The 16,767-nt window shown below is 71.6% G+C and carries 16 protein-coding genes; 10 read left to right on the plus strand and 6 right to left on the minus strand.

Going from position 1 to position 16,767, the window contains the following annotated elements; all coding sequences use genetic code 11:
• Positions 1-240 carry a hypothetical protein gene (locus tag AC6I72_RS32840; RefSeq protein ID WP_037853543.1) on the plus strand — a complete coding sequence of 80 codons (240 nt, stop codon included), beginning with the start codon at positions 1-3 and terminating at the stop codon, positions 238-240.
• Between the two features lie 121 nt (positions 241-361).
• On the opposite strand, the gene AC6I72_RS32845 is transcribed toward AC6I72_RS32840, so the two are convergent.
• From AC6I72_RS32845 to AC6I72_RS32855, 3 genes are all read right to left on the minus strand, one after another.
• Positions 362-1,504, minus strand: coding sequence for a hypothetical protein (locus tag AC6I72_RS32845; protein WP_498005099.1), 1,143 nt, complete (start codon positions 1,502-1,504; stop codon positions 362-364).
• A 201-nt stretch (positions 1,505-1,705) separates the two neighbouring features.
• Positions 1,706-2,377 (minus strand): hypothetical protein, encoded by a 672-nt coding sequence (locus AC6I72_RS32850; protein WP_498005100.1) that lies wholly within the window; start codon positions 2,375-2,377, stop codon positions 1,706-1,708.
• A gap of 219 nt (positions 2,378-2,596) precedes the next feature.
• Entirely contained in the window at positions 2,597-3,613 is a 1,017-nt protein-coding gene (locus AC6I72_RS32855) for a serine hydrolase domain-containing protein (RefSeq protein WP_498005101.1), read from the minus strand.
• A 458-nt stretch (positions 3,614-4,071) separates the two neighbouring features.
• Between AC6I72_RS32855 and AC6I72_RS32860 the strand changes: the two genes are divergently transcribed.
• The 4 genes from AC6I72_RS32860 (at position 4,072) to AC6I72_RS32875 (ending at position 10,171) form a co-directional block, all read left to right on the plus strand.
• Positions 4,072-4,434, plus strand: a complete 363-nt coding sequence (locus AC6I72_RS32860) for a MarR family winged helix-turn-helix transcriptional regulator (RefSeq protein WP_498006416.1) — start codon at positions 4,072-4,074, stop codon at positions 4,432-4,434.
• Complete coding sequence (locus tag AC6I72_RS32865; RefSeq protein WP_498005102.1) at positions 4,431-5,864, plus strand: MFS transporter; 1,434 nt, start codon at positions 4,431-4,433, stop codon at positions 5,862-5,864. The genes AC6I72_RS32860 and AC6I72_RS32865 overlap by 4 nt, the downstream gene beginning before the upstream one ends.
• A 198-nt stretch (positions 5,865-6,062) precedes the next feature.
• A complete protein-coding gene (locus tag AC6I72_RS32870) occupies positions 6,063-6,356 on the plus strand; it encodes a DUF1330 domain-containing protein (RefSeq protein ID WP_498005103.1) in 294 nt (97 codons plus the stop codon).
• Between the two features lie 719 nt (positions 6,357-7,075).
• Positions 7,076-10,171, plus strand: coding sequence for an FG-GAP-like repeat-containing protein (locus AC6I72_RS32875; RefSeq protein ID WP_498005104.1), 3,096 nt, complete (start codon positions 7,076-7,078; stop codon positions 10,169-10,171).
• 159 nt (positions 10,172-10,330) lie between these two features.
• Here AC6I72_RS32875 and AC6I72_RS32880 read toward each other — a convergent pair whose 3' ends face one another.
• The gene (locus tag AC6I72_RS32880) at positions 10,331-10,477 is read right to left on the minus strand and encodes a hypothetical protein (protein ID WP_498005105.1); all 147 of its coding nucleotides are present in this window, start codon (positions 10,475-10,477) and stop codon (positions 10,331-10,333) included.
• 282 nt (positions 10,478-10,759) lie between these two features.
• Between AC6I72_RS32880 and AC6I72_RS32885 the strand changes: the two genes are divergently transcribed.
• From AC6I72_RS32885 to AC6I72_RS32900, 4 genes are all read left to right on the plus strand, one after another.
• A complete protein-coding gene (locus tag AC6I72_RS32885) occupies positions 10,760-11,554 on the plus strand; it encodes an SDR family NAD(P)-dependent oxidoreductase (RefSeq protein ID WP_498005106.1) in 795 nt (264 codons plus the stop codon).
• Between the two features lie 502 nt (positions 11,555-12,056).
• Positions 12,057-12,356 (plus strand): hypothetical protein, encoded by a 300-nt coding sequence (locus tag AC6I72_RS32890; protein ID WP_498005107.1) that lies wholly within the window; start codon positions 12,057-12,059, stop codon positions 12,354-12,356.
• The gene (locus tag AC6I72_RS32895; RefSeq protein ID WP_498005108.1) at positions 12,353-12,883 is read left to right on the plus strand and encodes a bifunctional DNA primase/polymerase; all 531 of its coding nucleotides are present in this window, start codon (positions 12,353-12,355) and stop codon (positions 12,881-12,883) included. Before AC6I72_RS32890 ends, AC6I72_RS32895 begins: the two co-directional genes overlap by 4 nt.
• Before the next feature lie 368 nt (positions 12,884-13,251).
• On the plus strand, positions 13,252-14,340 hold the full coding sequence (locus tag AC6I72_RS32900; RefSeq protein ID WP_498005109.1) for a hypothetical protein: 1,089 nt from the start codon (positions 13,252-13,254) through the stop codon (positions 14,338-14,340).
• A gap of 43 nt (positions 14,341-14,383) precedes the next feature.
• Here AC6I72_RS32900 and AC6I72_RS32905 read toward each other — a convergent pair whose 3' ends face one another.
• Both AC6I72_RS32905 and AC6I72_RS32910 read right to left on the minus strand, forming a co-directional pair.
• A complete protein-coding gene (locus AC6I72_RS32905; RefSeq protein WP_498005110.1) occupies positions 14,384-15,019 on the minus strand; it encodes a hypothetical protein in 636 nt (211 codons plus the stop codon).
• A gap of 210 nt (positions 15,020-15,229) precedes the next feature.
• Entirely contained in the window at positions 15,230-15,538 is a 309-nt protein-coding gene (locus AC6I72_RS32910) for a hypothetical protein (RefSeq protein WP_498005111.1), read from the minus strand.
• Between the two features lie 232 nt (positions 15,539-15,770).
• On the opposite strand from AC6I72_RS32910, the gene AC6I72_RS32915 reads away from it, so the two are divergent.
• A complete protein-coding gene (locus AC6I72_RS32915; protein ID WP_498005112.1) occupies positions 15,771-16,703 on the plus strand; it encodes an XRE family transcriptional regulator in 933 nt (310 codons plus the stop codon).
• Positions 16,704-16,767 lie beyond the last annotated feature (64 nt).

The raw sequence follows: 16,767 nt of genomic DNA on the forward strand, positions 1-16,767 counted from the left end.
ATGGCGTTGAAGAAGATCGAACACGCTGCTCCGAAGAAGCAGTTCATGACACTCGACGAACTCGCCGCCTTCGTGCAGGACGCGATGCGCTCCGGCGCCACCGGCCAGGAGGTCGTCGCCGCCGTCGTCTCTTTCGGCGGCAAGCTGCAGAAGGTCAGTGCCGAGGTCGAGCTGCGTCCGATGGGAGTCGAGCAGCGCTCCGTCGACTTCGGGAAGCCGCCGGCCTGGCCCGGCCGGTAACCCCCGCGACGGCCACCCGAGCCCCGTCACAGCCTCGTCCGGTCCTCCCGGCGGGTCCGGAGTTCGCGGCCGGCGCGGTTCCGCGTGAGCAACTGCGCGGCCACGGCGAGCCTCGGACCGGTCAGGCAGGCTGGGTCTGTGCCGGGGCTGGGGCAGGCGGTTGCGTGCGGCCGCGCAGCCGCACGGTCGCCGCGCACACGCAGCCGGCCAGGATGCCGAAGACGAGGGCCGCGGACACGCCTGATCCCAGGGAGACGTAGTAGAGCAGGGGTCCGGCGGTGCTGCCCCGGCAGGAGAGGAGCGACGTCCAGATCTCACTCACCTCGACACCGAGGGTGGTGGCGGCGACGGCGCCGAGCGCACAGGCAGGGCAGGTGACGCGGTCGAGCAGGACGGGCAGCAGCCGCAGCCCCCACCAGACCATGACGAGCAGTGCCACGTCGCCGAGCCGGTACAGCAGCCAGTGCCCGAAGGTGGAGCCGGTGGGCATGGTCCAGGCGCTGAGCTGGATCCACTGCCGCAGCAGGTCACCGGGCTCGGACAGCCGCCCGCCGCCCCCGAACGCGGTCTGGATGTGCCCGGCGACCCGGTCGTTGGAGAGCACGACGAGGGCGAGGGCGACCACGGCGGTGCCCAGGGTCGCGGCGAGCCGTGCGGTGGCCGTGGTCGGTACGGCCGGGCGTGGTTGCGGCGTCGTTTCGCGCCGCAGGAGGGTCATGAGACCGGTGGTCGCCGCTGCGGCCACCAGGGCGGCGCCCACCGGGAGTTCACGGCCCTGGGACATGGCGCCCGCGAGGTGGGGCAGCAGGCGGAAGGCCGCCGATCCGCCGGAAGCGACCATCCAGGGCGCCGAGACAGTGACAGCGAGCACGGCCGCGACGATGCCCCATCCCCACAGGGCCGCCGCGCAGACCGCGGCGCGCCCGACGCCGCGGCCCGAGAGCCGGCGCAGCAACGGCAGCGCGCCGCAGGGGAAGAACAGGACGAGCGCGGCGTACCGCACCCGCATGGCGGTCTGCCTCAGAGCCGCGTAGTCCCCGCCGTGACCGGCCGCGCCGACAGGATCGGCGAACCGGTTCGAGGACGGGAGACCGGTCGACCACGGCATCGTCCACGCCACCAGACGGTTCGCCTGGTCGGGGCCGAGGAACCGTGTGGCACCGGGCAGAGTGAGTGCGTGCACGCTGGAGCCGGCCCACCAGAGCAGTGCAGCCAGCAACAGCGACCCGAAGAGCGCCGGCCCGAACACACGCCGATACGTCATCCTTTTGTACCCACCCTCTGCCCGCTCCTGCGGGTCCCCCGCTTCCGCCGGTCGACGGAGCATGACAACGGCGACAGGTGTATCAGACACCGAAGACAAGGTCAGCCTGATGCGCGGGATTTGAGTACGGGCACTCACGAGTACTCACGCGAGTACTCATGGACTTTCTTGAGTGTGGGCTTCGGCGGTGACAGGCTCGGGTCAGGGAGCCGGGCTGCTCGCGACGGCGTAGCCGATCGCGGCGGCCGCGTCGGCAAGGTCCCCCAACGACACCGTGTGGTTCAGAGCGGTGACCACGTCCTGGGTCAGTGGGCGAAGGGCATGTATGTGGCGCACCGCGTGGATGTCGACCGGGATCTCGTAATAGTCCTCGGCGAACTCCTGGAAAGCCTCCGGCGACGGGTCGACCAGCAGCTGGAACAGCCAACCCGAGCCGTCAGGGTCGGCGTCGTCCTCGGGGAAGTCGATTTCTCCTGCCTCCCAGCGCTCACTTCCCGTCTCGCGCCACATGCAGGCCGTCACTATGGGCATTCCGTCGTCTGTGAAGGCCGGCTCTTCGACGCAACTCCGGAACACCTCGGGGACCGAATCCACTACGCCCGGCCAGGGCGCGCCGTCGGCATACGGGCTCATCGCGCACTCGTGGTCGAAGCCTCGGACGTACGCCCCCGCCGGAGAGAAGATGATGTCGAACTCGTCCCCCGAGCCGTTGCGCATGGAGGCGACCTCCTCCGCCTCGGACCAGGCCCGGCTGAAGGAGTGGCAGCGCGCACCGTCAGGGTTCAGCACGGTCTCCAGCATGGCCATCGCCCGGCACCGGTCCCGCAGCGTCGGGATGTCAGGAAGCGCCTCGGCAACGTCGTGAACGGTCATGCGGCCCATCCAAGCGCACGCCACTGACAACACAGCGCGGCCGGCTCGGTGAAGGCGCCTTTGCCACATGCCCCGCCCCCGTGCCCCGTCGCAGTGGGCCGCTGCGTCCGGTGATCCGGCCGCCCTCGCACGGGCGGTCGGGTACCGGCCGGAGTATGGCGGTCGGGCTCCGGCGGCGGACCGGGGCAGGCTGTGCGGGTGGGGTGTCGCGACTGGCGTTCAGCGTGACCGGCTGTCCAGGTGGGTGCCGGAAGAGCGGCGGGCGGAGCACAGTGCACGATCGACGAGGGCTGTGACGTCCTGGAGCTGCCGCGCGGCGCTGCTTTCCTCCCCCGGCCGACTGTGCAAGGAAACCGTGACGGTGGTCCTGCCGTCCGCAGTCGTGGCGGGCCACACCAGGTATCCGAATCCATCACCGCTGTGCCCCCAGTATCCGCCGCCGCAGGACAGCGGCGTCCGATCCAGGCCGAGCCCGTCGCGCGTGCCTGGTGGGAAGCCGCGGCCGGCGGGGACTTCGACCGTGCGCTGCATCTCGGCCAGCTGCGCGGGGGCCAGGAGCCTGCCTCGCAGCAGGGCCGTGAAGAACCTGTTGACGTCCGCGGCCGTACTGATCATCGATCCGTCGGCGTCTGCGTCGAAGGGCAGGTAGGCGACGGTGGTGTCGGTCAGGGCGCCACCCGGCTCGAACTGCTGGTAGTTGCGGGCATGAGGGCCGGGCAGGAACGGCCGGTCGCCGGGAGTGAGGGTGCGGGTGAGTCGCAGTGGCCGAAGAATCCTGGCCTGGACCTCGTGCTCCCACGAACGGCCCGTGACCGCCTTGATGACCATGCCAAGGAGCACGTAGTTGGTATTGGAGTACTCCCAGCCGGCACCGGGCGCGAAGGACGGCGGGTGCCGCATCGCGAGGGCCACCCGCTGCCGGGAGGTGTAGGTGTTCCAGCGGTTCTCCCGATACCCGGCCGCGCTGAGATCGGGGACGACGTCGCCGATGTAGTCGGGCAACCCGCTGGTGTGCTGCGACAGCTGACGTACCGTCACCCGGTGACCGTCGTTGCCGTGACCGCGGACCAGGCCGGGCAGCCACGTGTCCACCGTGTCGTCCAGCGACAGGCGCCCTTCGCCGACGAGCTGGAGCACTACGGCCGCGACGAACGTCTTGGTGGTGCTGCCGATCCTCACATAGCCGTCCGTGGCCACGGGCTCCCCGGTGCGGAGGTCACCGACCCCGCTGCTCACGGTCCGTGTTCCGTGGGGCGTCTCCAGCCTCACCGACACGCCTGTGACGCCGTCGTCGCGCAGGGCGTCGGCGTCCCGTTGCAACCGGGACGGGTGAGCGGGGGCCGCCGCTCCGTTTTCCGCCGTGGAGAGTGACGCCAGAAAGACGACAGCGAGCACGGTCACTGCCCGACGACTGATCCGACTCCGCGTGATCGACATGAGGCAACGCTAGGAACGGCGCGTCCGGCGAACCATCCGGCTGACCGGAAGTTCCGCGGTCGGGTTCTCCACAGTGTGCTGCCTGTGCTGCCTCACGTCCGGCCGGCGCCGGCTGACATTTCCATAGACTATGAATATAAAAAGGCTATGCTTCGAGCATGAGTCGTCGTCAAAACACCGCTTCCGGCGCGTCCGCCGCCATCGGGGCCGCCCTCTACGGCCTGGCCACCAGGGCCGCGAGACGCCTGCCCCGGGACATGAGCCTGACGTCCGCCGCCACCCTGGCCACCCTGGACCGGACCGGCCCGCGGCGCATCACCGATCTGGCCGCGGTCGAGGGCGTCACCCAGCCCGCGATGACCGCCCTGGTCCGGGTGATGGAGGAGTCCGGCCTGGTCGAGCGGCGGGGCGACGCGTCCGACAAGCGGGTCACGCTGGTGTGCCTGACCGAGGCCGGCGCCTCCTACGTCCGGACGCGGCACCAGACGGGCGTCCACGCGTTCGAGCGGTTGATCGGCGAACTCACCGGCGACGAGGTCGAGGCGCTGGTGGCGGCCCTTCCGGCGCTGAAGCATCTGGCGGAGCTCGAAAGCCAGGACCGCGAAGGGCCGAAGCAGTGACCGGGCGACCGGTCGGCGGGGCCGCGGTGAAGGCGTCCCCGGTGGCGCGTTCCGAGGCGCGGCTGCTGGTCCCCGCCCTGATGTTCATCGCTCTGGTCGTGGCGGCGGTCGCCAGCCTCGGGACGCCGCTCATCACCAGCGTGGCGACCTCGTTCCACGTCTCGCTCGGCAGCGCGCAGTGGACGCTGACCGTCGCGCTGCTCAGCGGCGCCGTCGCCACGCCGGTCCTGGGCCGGCTCGGAGCCGGCCCGCACCGGCGGGCCACGATCCTCGCCACGCTGGCGGTCGTCGCCGCCGGCAGCGCGCTCACCGTGCTGCCGCTGCCGTTCGCGTGGCTGCTGGCGGGCAGGGCGGCCCAGGGCGTCGGGCTCGGGCTGACGGCGCTGATGATGGGCGTGGCCCGGGACCACCTCCCCGAGGAGCGCAGCGCGGCCGTGATCGCCCTGATCTCGGTGATCTCGATCATCGGGGCCGGCGTCGGCTATCCGCTGGCCGCACTGCTCGCCGAGCTCGGCGGGGTACGGGCCGCCTACGGCCTCGGCCTGGTCGTCACCGCCGCCGCCCTCCTGACCGCCTGGCGCTCCCTGCCCGAAGCCCCCGAAGGCCGCTCCGCCCACGTGGACGCGGCGGGCGCGGCCGTCCTGGCCGCTGCGCTGCTCCTGGTGCTGTTCCTCGCCGGCGAACGGAATCTGTGGAGCCGGCACCTCGCCGTGGCGGCGGGCCTCGCCGTCGTCGCGGTGGTACTGCTCTGCGTCTGGGCCGTCATCGAGCTGCGCAGCACGACGCCCCTGGTCGATGTGCGGGCGGTGCGGCACCCGGCGGTCGCCGGGGCGAACCTCGCCATGTTCGTCGGCGGGATCGGCATGTACCTCCTGCTCACGCTCATCACCCGGTACGCGCAGACGCCGCACGGCGCCGGCTACGGCTTCGGGCTGACGACCTTCGTCGCCGGGCTGGTCCTCATACCGTTCTCGGTGCTGGGGTTCGTCGCCGGCAAGCTCACGCCGCGGGTCCGGACGCGGATCGCCGGCCCCCTGCTCCTGGCCGGCAGCGCCGTCGTGGTCGGCGGCGGGTTCGCCCTGTTCGCGGCGGCCCGGTCGGACCTGGCCGAACTGTTCGCGGCGATGGGCGTGCTCGGCTTCGGCGTCGGCGGCTTCTCGGCCGCGATGCCCGGCGTCATCCTGGCCGTCACCCCCAAGAGCGAGACGTCGAGCGCCATGAGCTTCAACTACGTCGTCCGCAGCGTCGGGTACTCCCTGGGCAGCGCCATCGGCGGCCTGATCCTCGCCGCGGGCACGGGCCCCGGCCACCTCTTCCCCGACGACAGCGCCTACACCACCGCGGCGCTGGCCGGCATCGACGCCATGGCGATCACAGCGCTGACAAGCCTCGCTCTCGCCCGCCGACGCTCGTCGGAGACCAACCCGTAAGAGCTGCGAACAAAAGTGGGTTCCGATCAGCGGGCGGTGTCCGGTGCGTGCGATCGCAAGGCGCCGGAAGGTCCTTGTAGCGGAGCTACCAGGGCCTTTCGGCAACGCGGCGAGGGCGCGTGCCGGGCGCCGGCCGCCGGGGCCCACTTTTGTTCGCAGCTCTAAGTCAGATGCACTCGTCCCAACACTGGAGGTTCCATGCCCAAGGGCTACTGGGTCAGCGCCTGTCGCACCATTTCAGACCCTGAGAAGCTGGCCGCCTACAACAAGCTGGCCGGTCCGGCCGTCAAGGCGGGGGGCGGTCGGATCCTCGCCCGTGGCAGCCGGGTCGTGGCGCATGACGCCGGAATCGCCGAGCGCACCGTCCTGATCGAGTTCGACAGCTTCGAGCAGGCCGTCGCGGCGCACGAGAGTGCGGCCTGCCAGGAGGCGCTGGCCGCCCTCTCCGACGGCGTCGAGCGCGACTTCCGCATCGTCGAAGGCGTCGACTGACCGAGGTCCGGTCGGATCTCCACTGAAGCTCCGTCATCCGCAGCTCTGACGAGGTGACGGCCGCCACACGCGAACGCTGCCGTCGTGCGCCGGGTCGGCTCCGGCTCCGGCTGCGCCGTACCTCACCGGTCAACTGCCGCTGCCTGTGCCGCTCGTCGCACTCGGGTACCAGAGCGGGAGCGACCAGGTCGTGCCGGGCAGAAGGCCGACGCATCCGGACCGGATGCCGGACCGAGCTTGTTCTGAACCGACTGTGGCTAGGTGCGCTTGGGCGGCAGGTCTTCGTGAACGCAAGAAGGAACAGACCAGGCAGCGGATCGCCGCGGTGGTGACGCGGGGGTTCGCCGAGCGCGGCGGCGGGACGAGGACGGGGTCGCGCGATGTCCGGCGGGCCGGTGGTGGAGCCGGGGAGGCGCGTGCGGTTCCACGGCCGGGCGCGGCCGGTTCCGGGCCGCCGGCCTCGGGGCGAGGCGCCATGGTGGGCGACGCCGGAACCGGTCCGGGAAGGCAGTCGGGAGCCCCTTCGGAACTGACACGCCTTCAGGGTGCTGCCTGGCACATCACAACGGCGCTTGAGGCCACTGGGCTTGCTGTTATATTCGTGCAGCTGTGCACGGGGGGCGGCCGGGGGGCCGGGAACTTTCTGCAGTCGTCGACGCATGTCTGAGCTGCGTCGCCATCCCGTCACGCCTTTTCCTTGAGAGGCCCAGGAGGCGTCAATGCCCCGTCGTACCACCGCCCGTGGCGTCGTCGCCGCGCTGGCCGTCCTGACCGTGACGGCCGGTTCCGGCTCGCTCGCCGTCGGCGCCGACGCGGAGAACGCCGGTAACGCCGTGGGAAGCACCGCCTTCGCGGCGGAAAAGGTCTTCCAGGCCGACCGCTACACACCGCGCGCGGACCGGATCCACACCGCGGGTGCCACCGGCTATCTGCATGTGCAGGAGGGCCGTTCCGGTTACCTGTGGACGTCGTACGCCACCGGCGCGACGACCGAGCTGGGCACCCTGCCCCCGTCCGTGATCCCCGCCTACCTGGGGGCGTCGTCCGACATCGTCGCCGACGCCGTGCCGTCCACCCGGACGGTCGTCCTCAAGGACATGTCCACCGGCACCGCCACCGAGGTCTCCCTCACCCACGGCACGTACTGGGGCACCTACGGCGGCCATGTGCTGAGCCCGGCCCGCACCGCCGACGGCAGCGGCGTGCTGTGGCTGTACGGCGACGGCGCGCCCGCCGAGGGCACCCTCGTCGAGGGCTGGCCGACCGGGATCAAGACGAACTTCCAGGTGCTGGCCGGCGACGCCGGCACCGCCGTCGTCAGCTACGGGCTGGCGAACGGGGAGCGGCACCTGGCCCTCGTGGACCTGGCTGCCGCGAAGGTCACCAGTGACGTCACCGTGCCCGTCGCCCCGACGTCCGTCGCGCTGAGCGCGGACCGGCTGGTCTGGTTCCTGACGGGATACGGGGCGGGTGGTACGACGGCACACGTCCTGGACCGCGCCGACCTGTCCGCCGCCGAGACCACGGTGCAACTGCCCGGGACCGAGGGCGCCCCGTCCGTCGGCATCGCAGGACGCTGGCTGGTGGTGGCCCGTTCCGTGCCGCCCGAGCCGTCCGACTCGGTCGACAAGCGGGGTGAGCGGCTCATGGCCGTCCCCCTCGCCGGCGGAGAGGCGGTCACCTTGCTCCGGCACGCGAACGACTCCCTGGTCGCGGCGCCGGACGGCACTCTGCTGACCGTCGGCGGCGCCGACGCGGGACACTGGGCGGTGCGCAGGATCGCCGACACGGGGACGGGCGCCCCGACGGTGACCGACGTGACCGACGTCCCGGCGGTGGCGGCGCGGATCAACCGGCTGTCGCTGCAGAACGGCACGCTGGCCACCGACGAGGCCGACAGCAGCTTCCTGGGCTCCTACGTCACGCGCCGGATCGCCGCCGACGGAACGCCGGGCGCACCGGCCTGGCGGGCCTGGGACATCGGCCGCGGGACCGGCCCGTACGCGACCGGCGACGGACAGGTGGTGACGTTCACCGCCGACTCCGACCCCGACGGCAGCGGATCATACGTCCAGTCCCTCGACGGCAAAGCCGCCTTCTACCTGCCCTCGGCCGCCGGTTCGGTCCTCGACATCACGGGCCGTTACGCCCTCGTCAACGGCTCTTCCCCGGCCAAGCAGTACGTGGGCGACCTCGGCGTCTACTCCGACCTGGAGCCCGTTGTCACCCGCTCCGTCACGGCCGCCTCCGTCTGGGGCACCAGACTGTGGACGCCGGGCTCCGGCGCCGGTGTGCTCACCGCGAAGGACCTGAAGACCGGCAAGACCGTCGACACCGTCGCGACCAAAGCTCCGTGCACTCCCAAGGAGCTCCAGGCGGTGGGCCGTTGGATCTACTGGTCGTGCGGCCCGACCGCGACGGCCGGTGTCTGGGACCGTACTGCGAAGAAGAACATCCCCGTCCCCGCCGGCCAGGCGCTGCTCGGCGACGGCTACCTCGTGCGGCAGGACTCCTCGACCCGGGCGCTCCTGCTCACCTCCTTCGCCGGCGGCGCCACCACCACCCGCGAGATCGCCGACCGCGCCGCGAGCAGCTCAAGTGTGCGCGGGGTGACCTGGACCGTGGACAAGTTCGGCGGGCCAGCGGCCTACGTGGACGCGGACCGCCGCATCCACCTGGTACCCAGCGGCGTCGCCACCCAGCCGCTGAGCGTCATCGAGTCCGAGGTGAGCAACCACCTCTCGCAGAGCGGCCCGGCCACCGGCCCGTGGTGGCAGTGGCGCGGCCTGCTCTCCAAGCCCGCCGCCTCCTGGAAGGCCACGCTGACCAGCAAGGTCACCGGCGCCACGGTCCGTACGCTCTCCGGCGGCGCGGTGGCCGGCAACCTGACGGCACACTGGGACGAGCGCGACGCCAAGGGCGCGCTCGTCCCCAACGGCACGTACACCTTCCGGCTGACGGCGCCCCCGGCCGACGGCTCGGGACCGGCGACGACGGTGACGCAGACGGTACGGGTCTTCGCAGGGGCCGCCGTGCGCCACGACTTCGCCGACTTCGCCAGCAGGGAACCGGACGGGACGGGCGACCTCGTGACCCTCGCCTCGTCCGGTGAGGTCAGTTACCGGCCGGGCAACGGGACGGGCGGCCTCGGCGAGAGCCTGCGGGCCCCGGGCTGGCCGTCCTCCGTGACGCTGGTCCCGTTCGGCGACCTCAACGGCGACCGCCGCAACGACATCCTCGTCCGGTTCAGCAGCGGCGAACTACGCGTGTACCACACGATACTCGGGCAGTCCTTCCTGACGAGCACCCCGCACATCACCCTGGGCAAGGGCTGGAACCAGTACGACGTGCTGACCTCGCCCGGGGACCTCACGGGCGACGGACGTGCGGACCTGATCGCGCGCAACGCGTCGACGGGCGAGCTGTTCCTCTACAAGGGCACGAGCACGGGCAAGCTGTCGGCGCGGGTCCGGCTCGCGACGAACTGGTCGGGCTACAAGAAGATCGTGGGCGCCGGCGACCTGACCGGCGACGGCCGCGGTGACCTCCTGGTCCAGGACCGCTCCAACACGCTGTGGCGCTACGACGGCACCGGCACCGGAGTCTTCAAGGCCCGCGTGAAGGTGGCCACGGGCTGGGGCGCGTCGTACAACGTCGTCGTCGGCGTCGGTGACCTCACCGGCGACGGCAAGGCGGACCTCGTCTCCCGCGACACCTCCGGCGCCTTGTGGCGCAACAACGGCAACGGCAAGGGATCGTTCGGCGCCCGCGCGAAGATCGGCACCGGCTGGCAGACGTACAAGGGCCTGTTCTGATCCCGCCAGGACACCCCCTGCGACCCCGGCCGGCATCGCCCGGCCGGGGTCGTCGTGTCCGGGGCAGCGCAGACGGGGGGAACGGGCGCAGCAGGCGGGAGGAACGGAGGGCGGTGCAGGCTGGCGAGCGCGGTGCGGGCGGGGGGGCCGTCCGAGCGGTCACCCGTAGAGCGAGCGGCCGTCCGGGCCGTCGCCCTTGAAGCGCCGGCTCATGGTGGTCTCGTCGCCCACCACCGGCCGGACGGTCTCGTCGTCCCCGAAGGCCGGCGGGTCGACGCCGCTCGTCTCGGATACCTGCCTCGTCACGACACCCTCCCTTTGATCTTCTGTCGGCCGGTCCACGGGCTCCTTCCGTTCCAAGGTGCCGCGGCCTGCTCCTAGGTCCGGCTTCGCCCTGGTGCGGACGTCGGCAAGGCGCTCGCGACACCCTGAACCGACCGCACACCCGAAAGCTGACGGGGCCCGGCGTCGTGGCCGACACCCTGGGAGTCCCTGGAGCAACCGGTGTGTCCCCCTCGGACGGGCCGGGTACCGGTGATGCCGGGAACCGCCGCGAAAACTCCACCACCTCGACGAGGGGAACCCGTCATGCAGATCGATCTCTCCGGCCGTACCGCTCTGGTCACCGGCTCCACCCAGGGCATCGGCCAGGCCATCGCCACCGGCCTGGCCCGCGCGGGAGCCCGCGTCGCCGTCAACGGACGCGGCGAGGAGCGCGTCGCCGAGGCCGTCCGCGCGGTACGTGCCGAATCCGGCAGCGACGACGTCACCGGCGCCGTGGGCGACCTGGCCACGCAGCAGGGCGCCGCCGCCGTGCTGGAGGCCGTGCCGACGGCCGACATCCTCGTCAACAACCTCGGCATCTTCGGCGCCGCCCCGCCGCTGGAGATCGACGACGACGAGTGGCGCCGCTACTTCGAGGTCAACGTGCTCTCCGCCGTCCGGCTCATCCGCGCCTATCTGCCCGGTATGAAGGAGCGCGGCTGGGGCCGCGTCCTCAACCTCGCCAGCGACTCGGCCGTGGCCATCCCCGCCGAGATGATCCACTACGGCATGACCAAGACCTCGCTGCTCGCCGTCAGCCGCGGGTTCGCCAAGGACGCCGCCGGGACCGGTGTCACCGTCAACTCCGTCATCGCCGGGCCGACCCACACCGGCGGCGTCGAGTCGTTCGTCCGTGAACTCGTCGGCGACGCGCTGCCCTGGGAGCAGGCGCAGCACGAGTTCATGGTCAAGTACCGTCCGCAGTCCCTGCTGCAACGCCTCATCGAGCCGGAGGAGATCGCCCACCTGGTCGTCTACCTCGCCTCTCCCTACGCCTCCGCCACCACCGGGGGCGCCGTACGCGTCGACGGCGGCTACGTCGACTCGATCCTCCCCTGAGCCCGGATCCGGTCCCGCCCCGGCCGGGGGCTCCGCCGAGCGGCGCCCGTCAGGCCCCCCGCTGAGGCGCTCGCAGCCGGACGGACGGGAGAAAGGATGCTGCGAGGTCCGCACGGGCGCGGGTGGTCCTGGACGGTCTCCTGCGCCCTGGCCACGGCCGCCTCGGCAAGCAGGTCCTTCGCTTCCACAGCCTCGGCCCGCAGGTCCTTCGCTTCCCCGGCCTCGGCCAGCAGGTCCTTCGCTTCCCCGGGCGTGCACCGCCGCTCCTGACCACGGCTCATCGATCTCCGTACGGATCGCGCCGTGGGTCTCGATGCGTTACAGTCATGCTTGCGGTCGCATGACCGTGGGCCCGGCTCGTGGCCCGGTGCGTTCGGCCCAGAACGAACACTCACGCCAAAGGTGCTCCGCGCCGAGTCATCGTCACCACTTCACTTCGCTGGCCTCGCTCTTCAGCGGCCGGTGAGTCTGGGATCGCCACAGCCGCAGGAAAGAGTTCGAGATGCCGCAGAACCACGCACGCAAGAAGGCCCTGGCCTCCCTCAAGGGCCGCTACGGCGTGAAACACACTGACGCCATCGCGCTCCTGGAGTCCGAGGACCGCGAGAGCCTGTGCTTCCTCCTCGCCGTGCATCCGAACGTCACCACGTACCGGGAGGCTGTCGACGTCGCGGCAGCAAACCTCCGCAGCTACTACGAGGAGTACGACCCCACCCCCTGCCCGGAGTGCGGGAGTGAGGACGGTGGCCCCTACGGCACCTGCGTCTGCTACTACGACGACACCGAGGACGAGGCATCGTGACCCCGGCGGCCGGCATCGCCGCCGCCGCACGGGCGATGGACCGGGGCCTGGCGCTGTTCCCCCTTCCCGCCGGCAGCAGAGTCCCGGCACCCGGGTGGCAGCAGCGCACCACCCTGGACCAGGCCCAACTCCCTCAACTGCTCGCCGGCGGCGGGAACGTGGGCGTCGGCTGCCGCGCCTCACGAGCCGTCGCCCTGGACCTGGACGACCCGTCCAGCAGCATGAAGGACTGGCCGAGCACCTTCACCGTCTCCACGCCTCGCGGCGGACTGCACCTGTACTTCCGGGTGCCGGCGGACTGCACCATCGGCAGCTTCTCCGGACCGCGGTCGCCGCTCGGCCCCCGGATCGACGTCCGAGGCCCTGGCCGCCGGAGCGGCGGGTACCTGGTCGGGCCCGGCTCCGTCGTGGGCGGCCTGCCGTACCTGGTCGTGCACGATGTGCCGGTGGCCCCGCTGCCCGACTGGCTCGCCGGTCGTCTCCGGAAACGGTGGCAGGAGGTGCCTCCCGCAACCTGCGGAATCTGACGGGCAGTTGCCGAAATGAGACCCGGTGGACGCAGTGCGGCGTCCGGTAACACCGGCGCGCCTGCCCGGCATCACCGCGCCCCGGGCCGCCCTCGGCCGGCTGCGTGAACTCGGCAGGGGAGGCGACACACATCACCGGCCGGGCTGACACTCACGGTCCGGCTTCCCCCGCGCGGGGGAAGCCGGATGATCCGCGGGACCGATGTGATCGGCGCGGGTGACGCGGAATTTTGGAGCGTCGGCAATCCGGATGTACGGGGGTCACGATGGCTGTTCCTGCGCACTCTCAGGCAGGTGGCGTTCCCGAGCCGCCGGCCGCAGGCCCGGGACGGATGGTGTGGTGGCGGCGGTGGCCGGTGTGGACGCCCATGGTCGCGGCACTGTGGGGGGTCTTGTACGCCGCTGTCGAGGTCACCTGGGCGGTGACGGACACAACCGTGCAATGGAAGGAGCACTCCGCGTACGCGCCGGGGGTCCAGCTCTTCCTGGCGGCCCTCGCGCTCCTGGCCGGCGGCGCCTGCCTGGCCGGCACCCGAACTCTCGCCAAAACCGGCCAGAATGCGGTGGCAACGGTGCTGATCGTGGCGCTCCTGGTGTTCGTCATGGGAATGAACGGGCTGCCGATCTATTTCGTGACGATCGCGACGCTCTCGGGAGTGGAAAGCGCCACCGGACTGGCCCAGGTGCTGCTGAACACGGCCGGCGCGGCCCTTCTGCTCCTCGTCGGCCTGTCGTATCGCCGGCGGCTGCGCGGCGACTGCCCCCGCTGCGGGCGTCCGCACACCGGCGCCGGCGACGGCCCGCTCGCCCACCCAGCCGTCTCCCGAGCCCCGAGGCGGACCCGCGTCACGGTGTACCTGCTCATGTGCGGACTTCTGCCGTGGGCGGGGGCCAAGACCATCTGGACCCTGGGCGGCAGCGCGCTCGGCGTCGCGGGCGACGACTGGCAGAGGACGACGAACGCCGGCGCGTCGGGCCCGGCCAAGGCAACCGCGTCGGCGGGGATCGACGTGACGGTGCTGGCCGCGATGGCCGGGATCTTCCTGCTGCTGGGGCTGCTGCACGTGTGGGGCCAGGTGTTCCCCCGCTGGACGTTGTTCCTGTCCGGACGACGGGTCCCGCGCCTGCTGCCGTTGATCCCGGCCTGGCTGACCGGTGTCCCACTCACGATGTACGGGGTCTTCCTCATCATCATGGCCCCGCTCATGGCTCTCGGCGCCTTGCCCAGGATCAAGCCGTCACCGCCGTTCACCTCCAGCTCGGGCATCACCTGGTTCGTCGAGTTCGGCGGCCTCGCGTTCGGCGGTCTGGGCATCGGTCTCGTCGTGGCCGCTCGTTCCTATGCCGCCCGCACCCGCCCCGTCTGCGCCGACGCCGGGGCCACGGCAACGGCGAGGCCCGATCAGATGGGTGACGGAACGTCAGGATTCATCCGGCGGCCGCCAGCCACTCCGTGAGTTCGGGCCTCGGTCGCCCCGGCTCAGGGCAAAGGCGGGCCGGTCAGTAGGCGCGAGGGCCTCCTTCGGTGGCACGGACCGGAGTCCCGTAGCCGGTCGGCTTCTTGCCCTTGTCGACCGGCTCGCAGCTGTACTTGGACGGGGCGTTCAGCGGCGCGAGCACCGCCTTGGGGATGTCGTTGCACAGCACGTACTCGGGACTGAAGTTGCCGTAGAGGACCCGCGCCACGCCGTCCCGGGTGAGGATCCCCGTGCTGGGGGTGGCCTCGTAGGACACGTAGTCACCGGTGGCCGACCAGGGGGCCTTGTCGCCGAGGGTCACCTCCCACCGAATCTCCAGGCCCTCGTAGGTGGTGGTGCACGTGACCTTCGTGCCCTTCTTCGACCCCGTCGCCTTCGGGCACTGAGCGGTCGTCCTGCCCGGAGCATCAGCCATTTTCAGCGTCTTGGAGCGCAGTTCGTAGGCGAGTTGGTCGGAGAACGGCGCGCTGCCGGCGGGCGAGGGGGACGGCTCCAGCTCCGGGCTTGCGGCCGGTCGCGTCAGCTTCTGCGCCATCGCTGCCGGGGCAGACGCCGACGCCGACGCCTTGGCGTCAGCGGCACTCGAATCCGACTTCCCGCCGCATCCCGTGGCCAGCAGCCCGGCCACACCCAAGGTGATGACAATCTTCAATCTCATGACGATCACCCTACGCAACGGTTGCCAGCAATCCGTAATCACCCCCAGGCAGCCACCGGTCCCGCAGGGCAGCACTTACCCGTCCAACCCGCGGCACTCACTAGTGGCCCCAGCCGACAGCCGACAGCCGACAGCCGGGTATTTTCCACGAGCGCGGGAAGGGCGGCCCCAGCCTCTCGCTGCGACCGCCCTTGGCGGGCCAAGTCCGGCCTAGACGAACCGTCCGCTCAGACCGGTCGCGCCGAGACCCCGGGGGCATTCGGCCTTGGCGTACTCGTAGCCGATGGCACTGCGTTTGGCGACGCCGCCGCCGCACTCGACCGTGACCCTGATGTCGCGGCCGGCGCCGGCGCAGTTGAGGTGTCCGCGGCCGTGGCCGGCGTACCAGTCGGTCCAGCCGCTGCAGGAGGACGGGTAGGAGCCGGTCACGGTGGGGGCGGCTGCCGCGGGGATGACGGTGGCGCCGAGGGCGAGGGCCGTACCGAGGCCGGCGGTCGCCATGAGTCGACGGATGCGCATGCGGATGCTCCTCGTTCGTGGTGGGTGGATGGTGCCCGGTCCGGCTCTCTGTCGGCCGGGACGTCACCGAGACTGCTGATCGGCGGCGCCGGGAGGCAAGAGGCGTCGGCCGTCCCGGACAAGGAACGGCTGTCCGTGCTGGTCAGAGAGTTGTCCGGGACGGACCCGGACGGCAGGACATGGCGGAATCCTGCGTTGTCCCCGCTTCCGGAGGCACAGCAGGATGACGTCCATGAGCAACCTGGGGGATCTGTCGCCGTACAACGCCCGGGACCCGGCCGGCTTCGTCGAGTCGATGCGACGGCTCAAGGAACGTTCTGGTCTGACCTACCGCGAGTTGGAGGTGAAGGCCGCGCGCAACGGGGACACGTTGGCGCGCAGCACGCTGGCCGACGTCCTGGGGCGGACCAATCTGCCCCGGCCCGATGTGCTCGCCGCGTTCGTCAGGGCGTGCGGGGACGGTGAGCGGGTGGGGATGTGGCAGGACGCGCGGGAGCGGATCGCCTCGGGGACGGTCGAGCAGGAGCGGCCCGCGCGGCCGACGCCCGTGGAGAGTCGACCCGGCTCGGAGTACGCGGAGTTGACTTCCCCGAGGCCGCTTCCGTCCTCGCTGTGGCGCCACTTCCGTACGGCCGGCCTCGTCGCCGTGTGCGTCGTGCCGCTGCTCGGCCTGGGTCTGTGGTGGCTGCTGTCCGAAGGGGGCGACGGGAGTTCCGGTGACGAGCGCGCGGCGGCTCTCGGCGGCTGGGTCACCCTCCGGCCCGCCCGTACGCCGGAGTTCTGCCTCACGGACGGCCGCGACCGCGCGGGTGCCTACGCGAACGCCGTCGCGGTCCAGCTCCCGTGCGGGGAGGCGACCGTCCCGCGGACGTATCTCGAACCGGCCGGTGAGAACCTGTACCGCATCCAGTGGCACCACCCGCAGGAGGGCAAGGGCTGCCTCACGGTCCTGAACACCGGCCCGGTCAAGGGGATGCTGGAACCCCGCAACGACTGCGCCCAGGGCACGCTCTTCCGGCTCCAACCGCTCGGTGACGGGTTCCGGTTCCGTGTGGTCGGCAGCGGCCGGTGCGTCGGGCTGGCCGACTCCCAGGAGGGGGCGGAGGCGTCGGAGCAGCGGTGCGCGGACTCCGCGGACCAGCGGTTCCTGGTACGACGGGACTGAGCGGCACCGGTCGCGGCCGGCCGGGCGTGCGGGGCCGGTGCGCGCCAGTCCCGGCGCCGACGCA

It is taken from the genome of Streptomyces sp. Xyl84 (assembly GCF_059731885.1).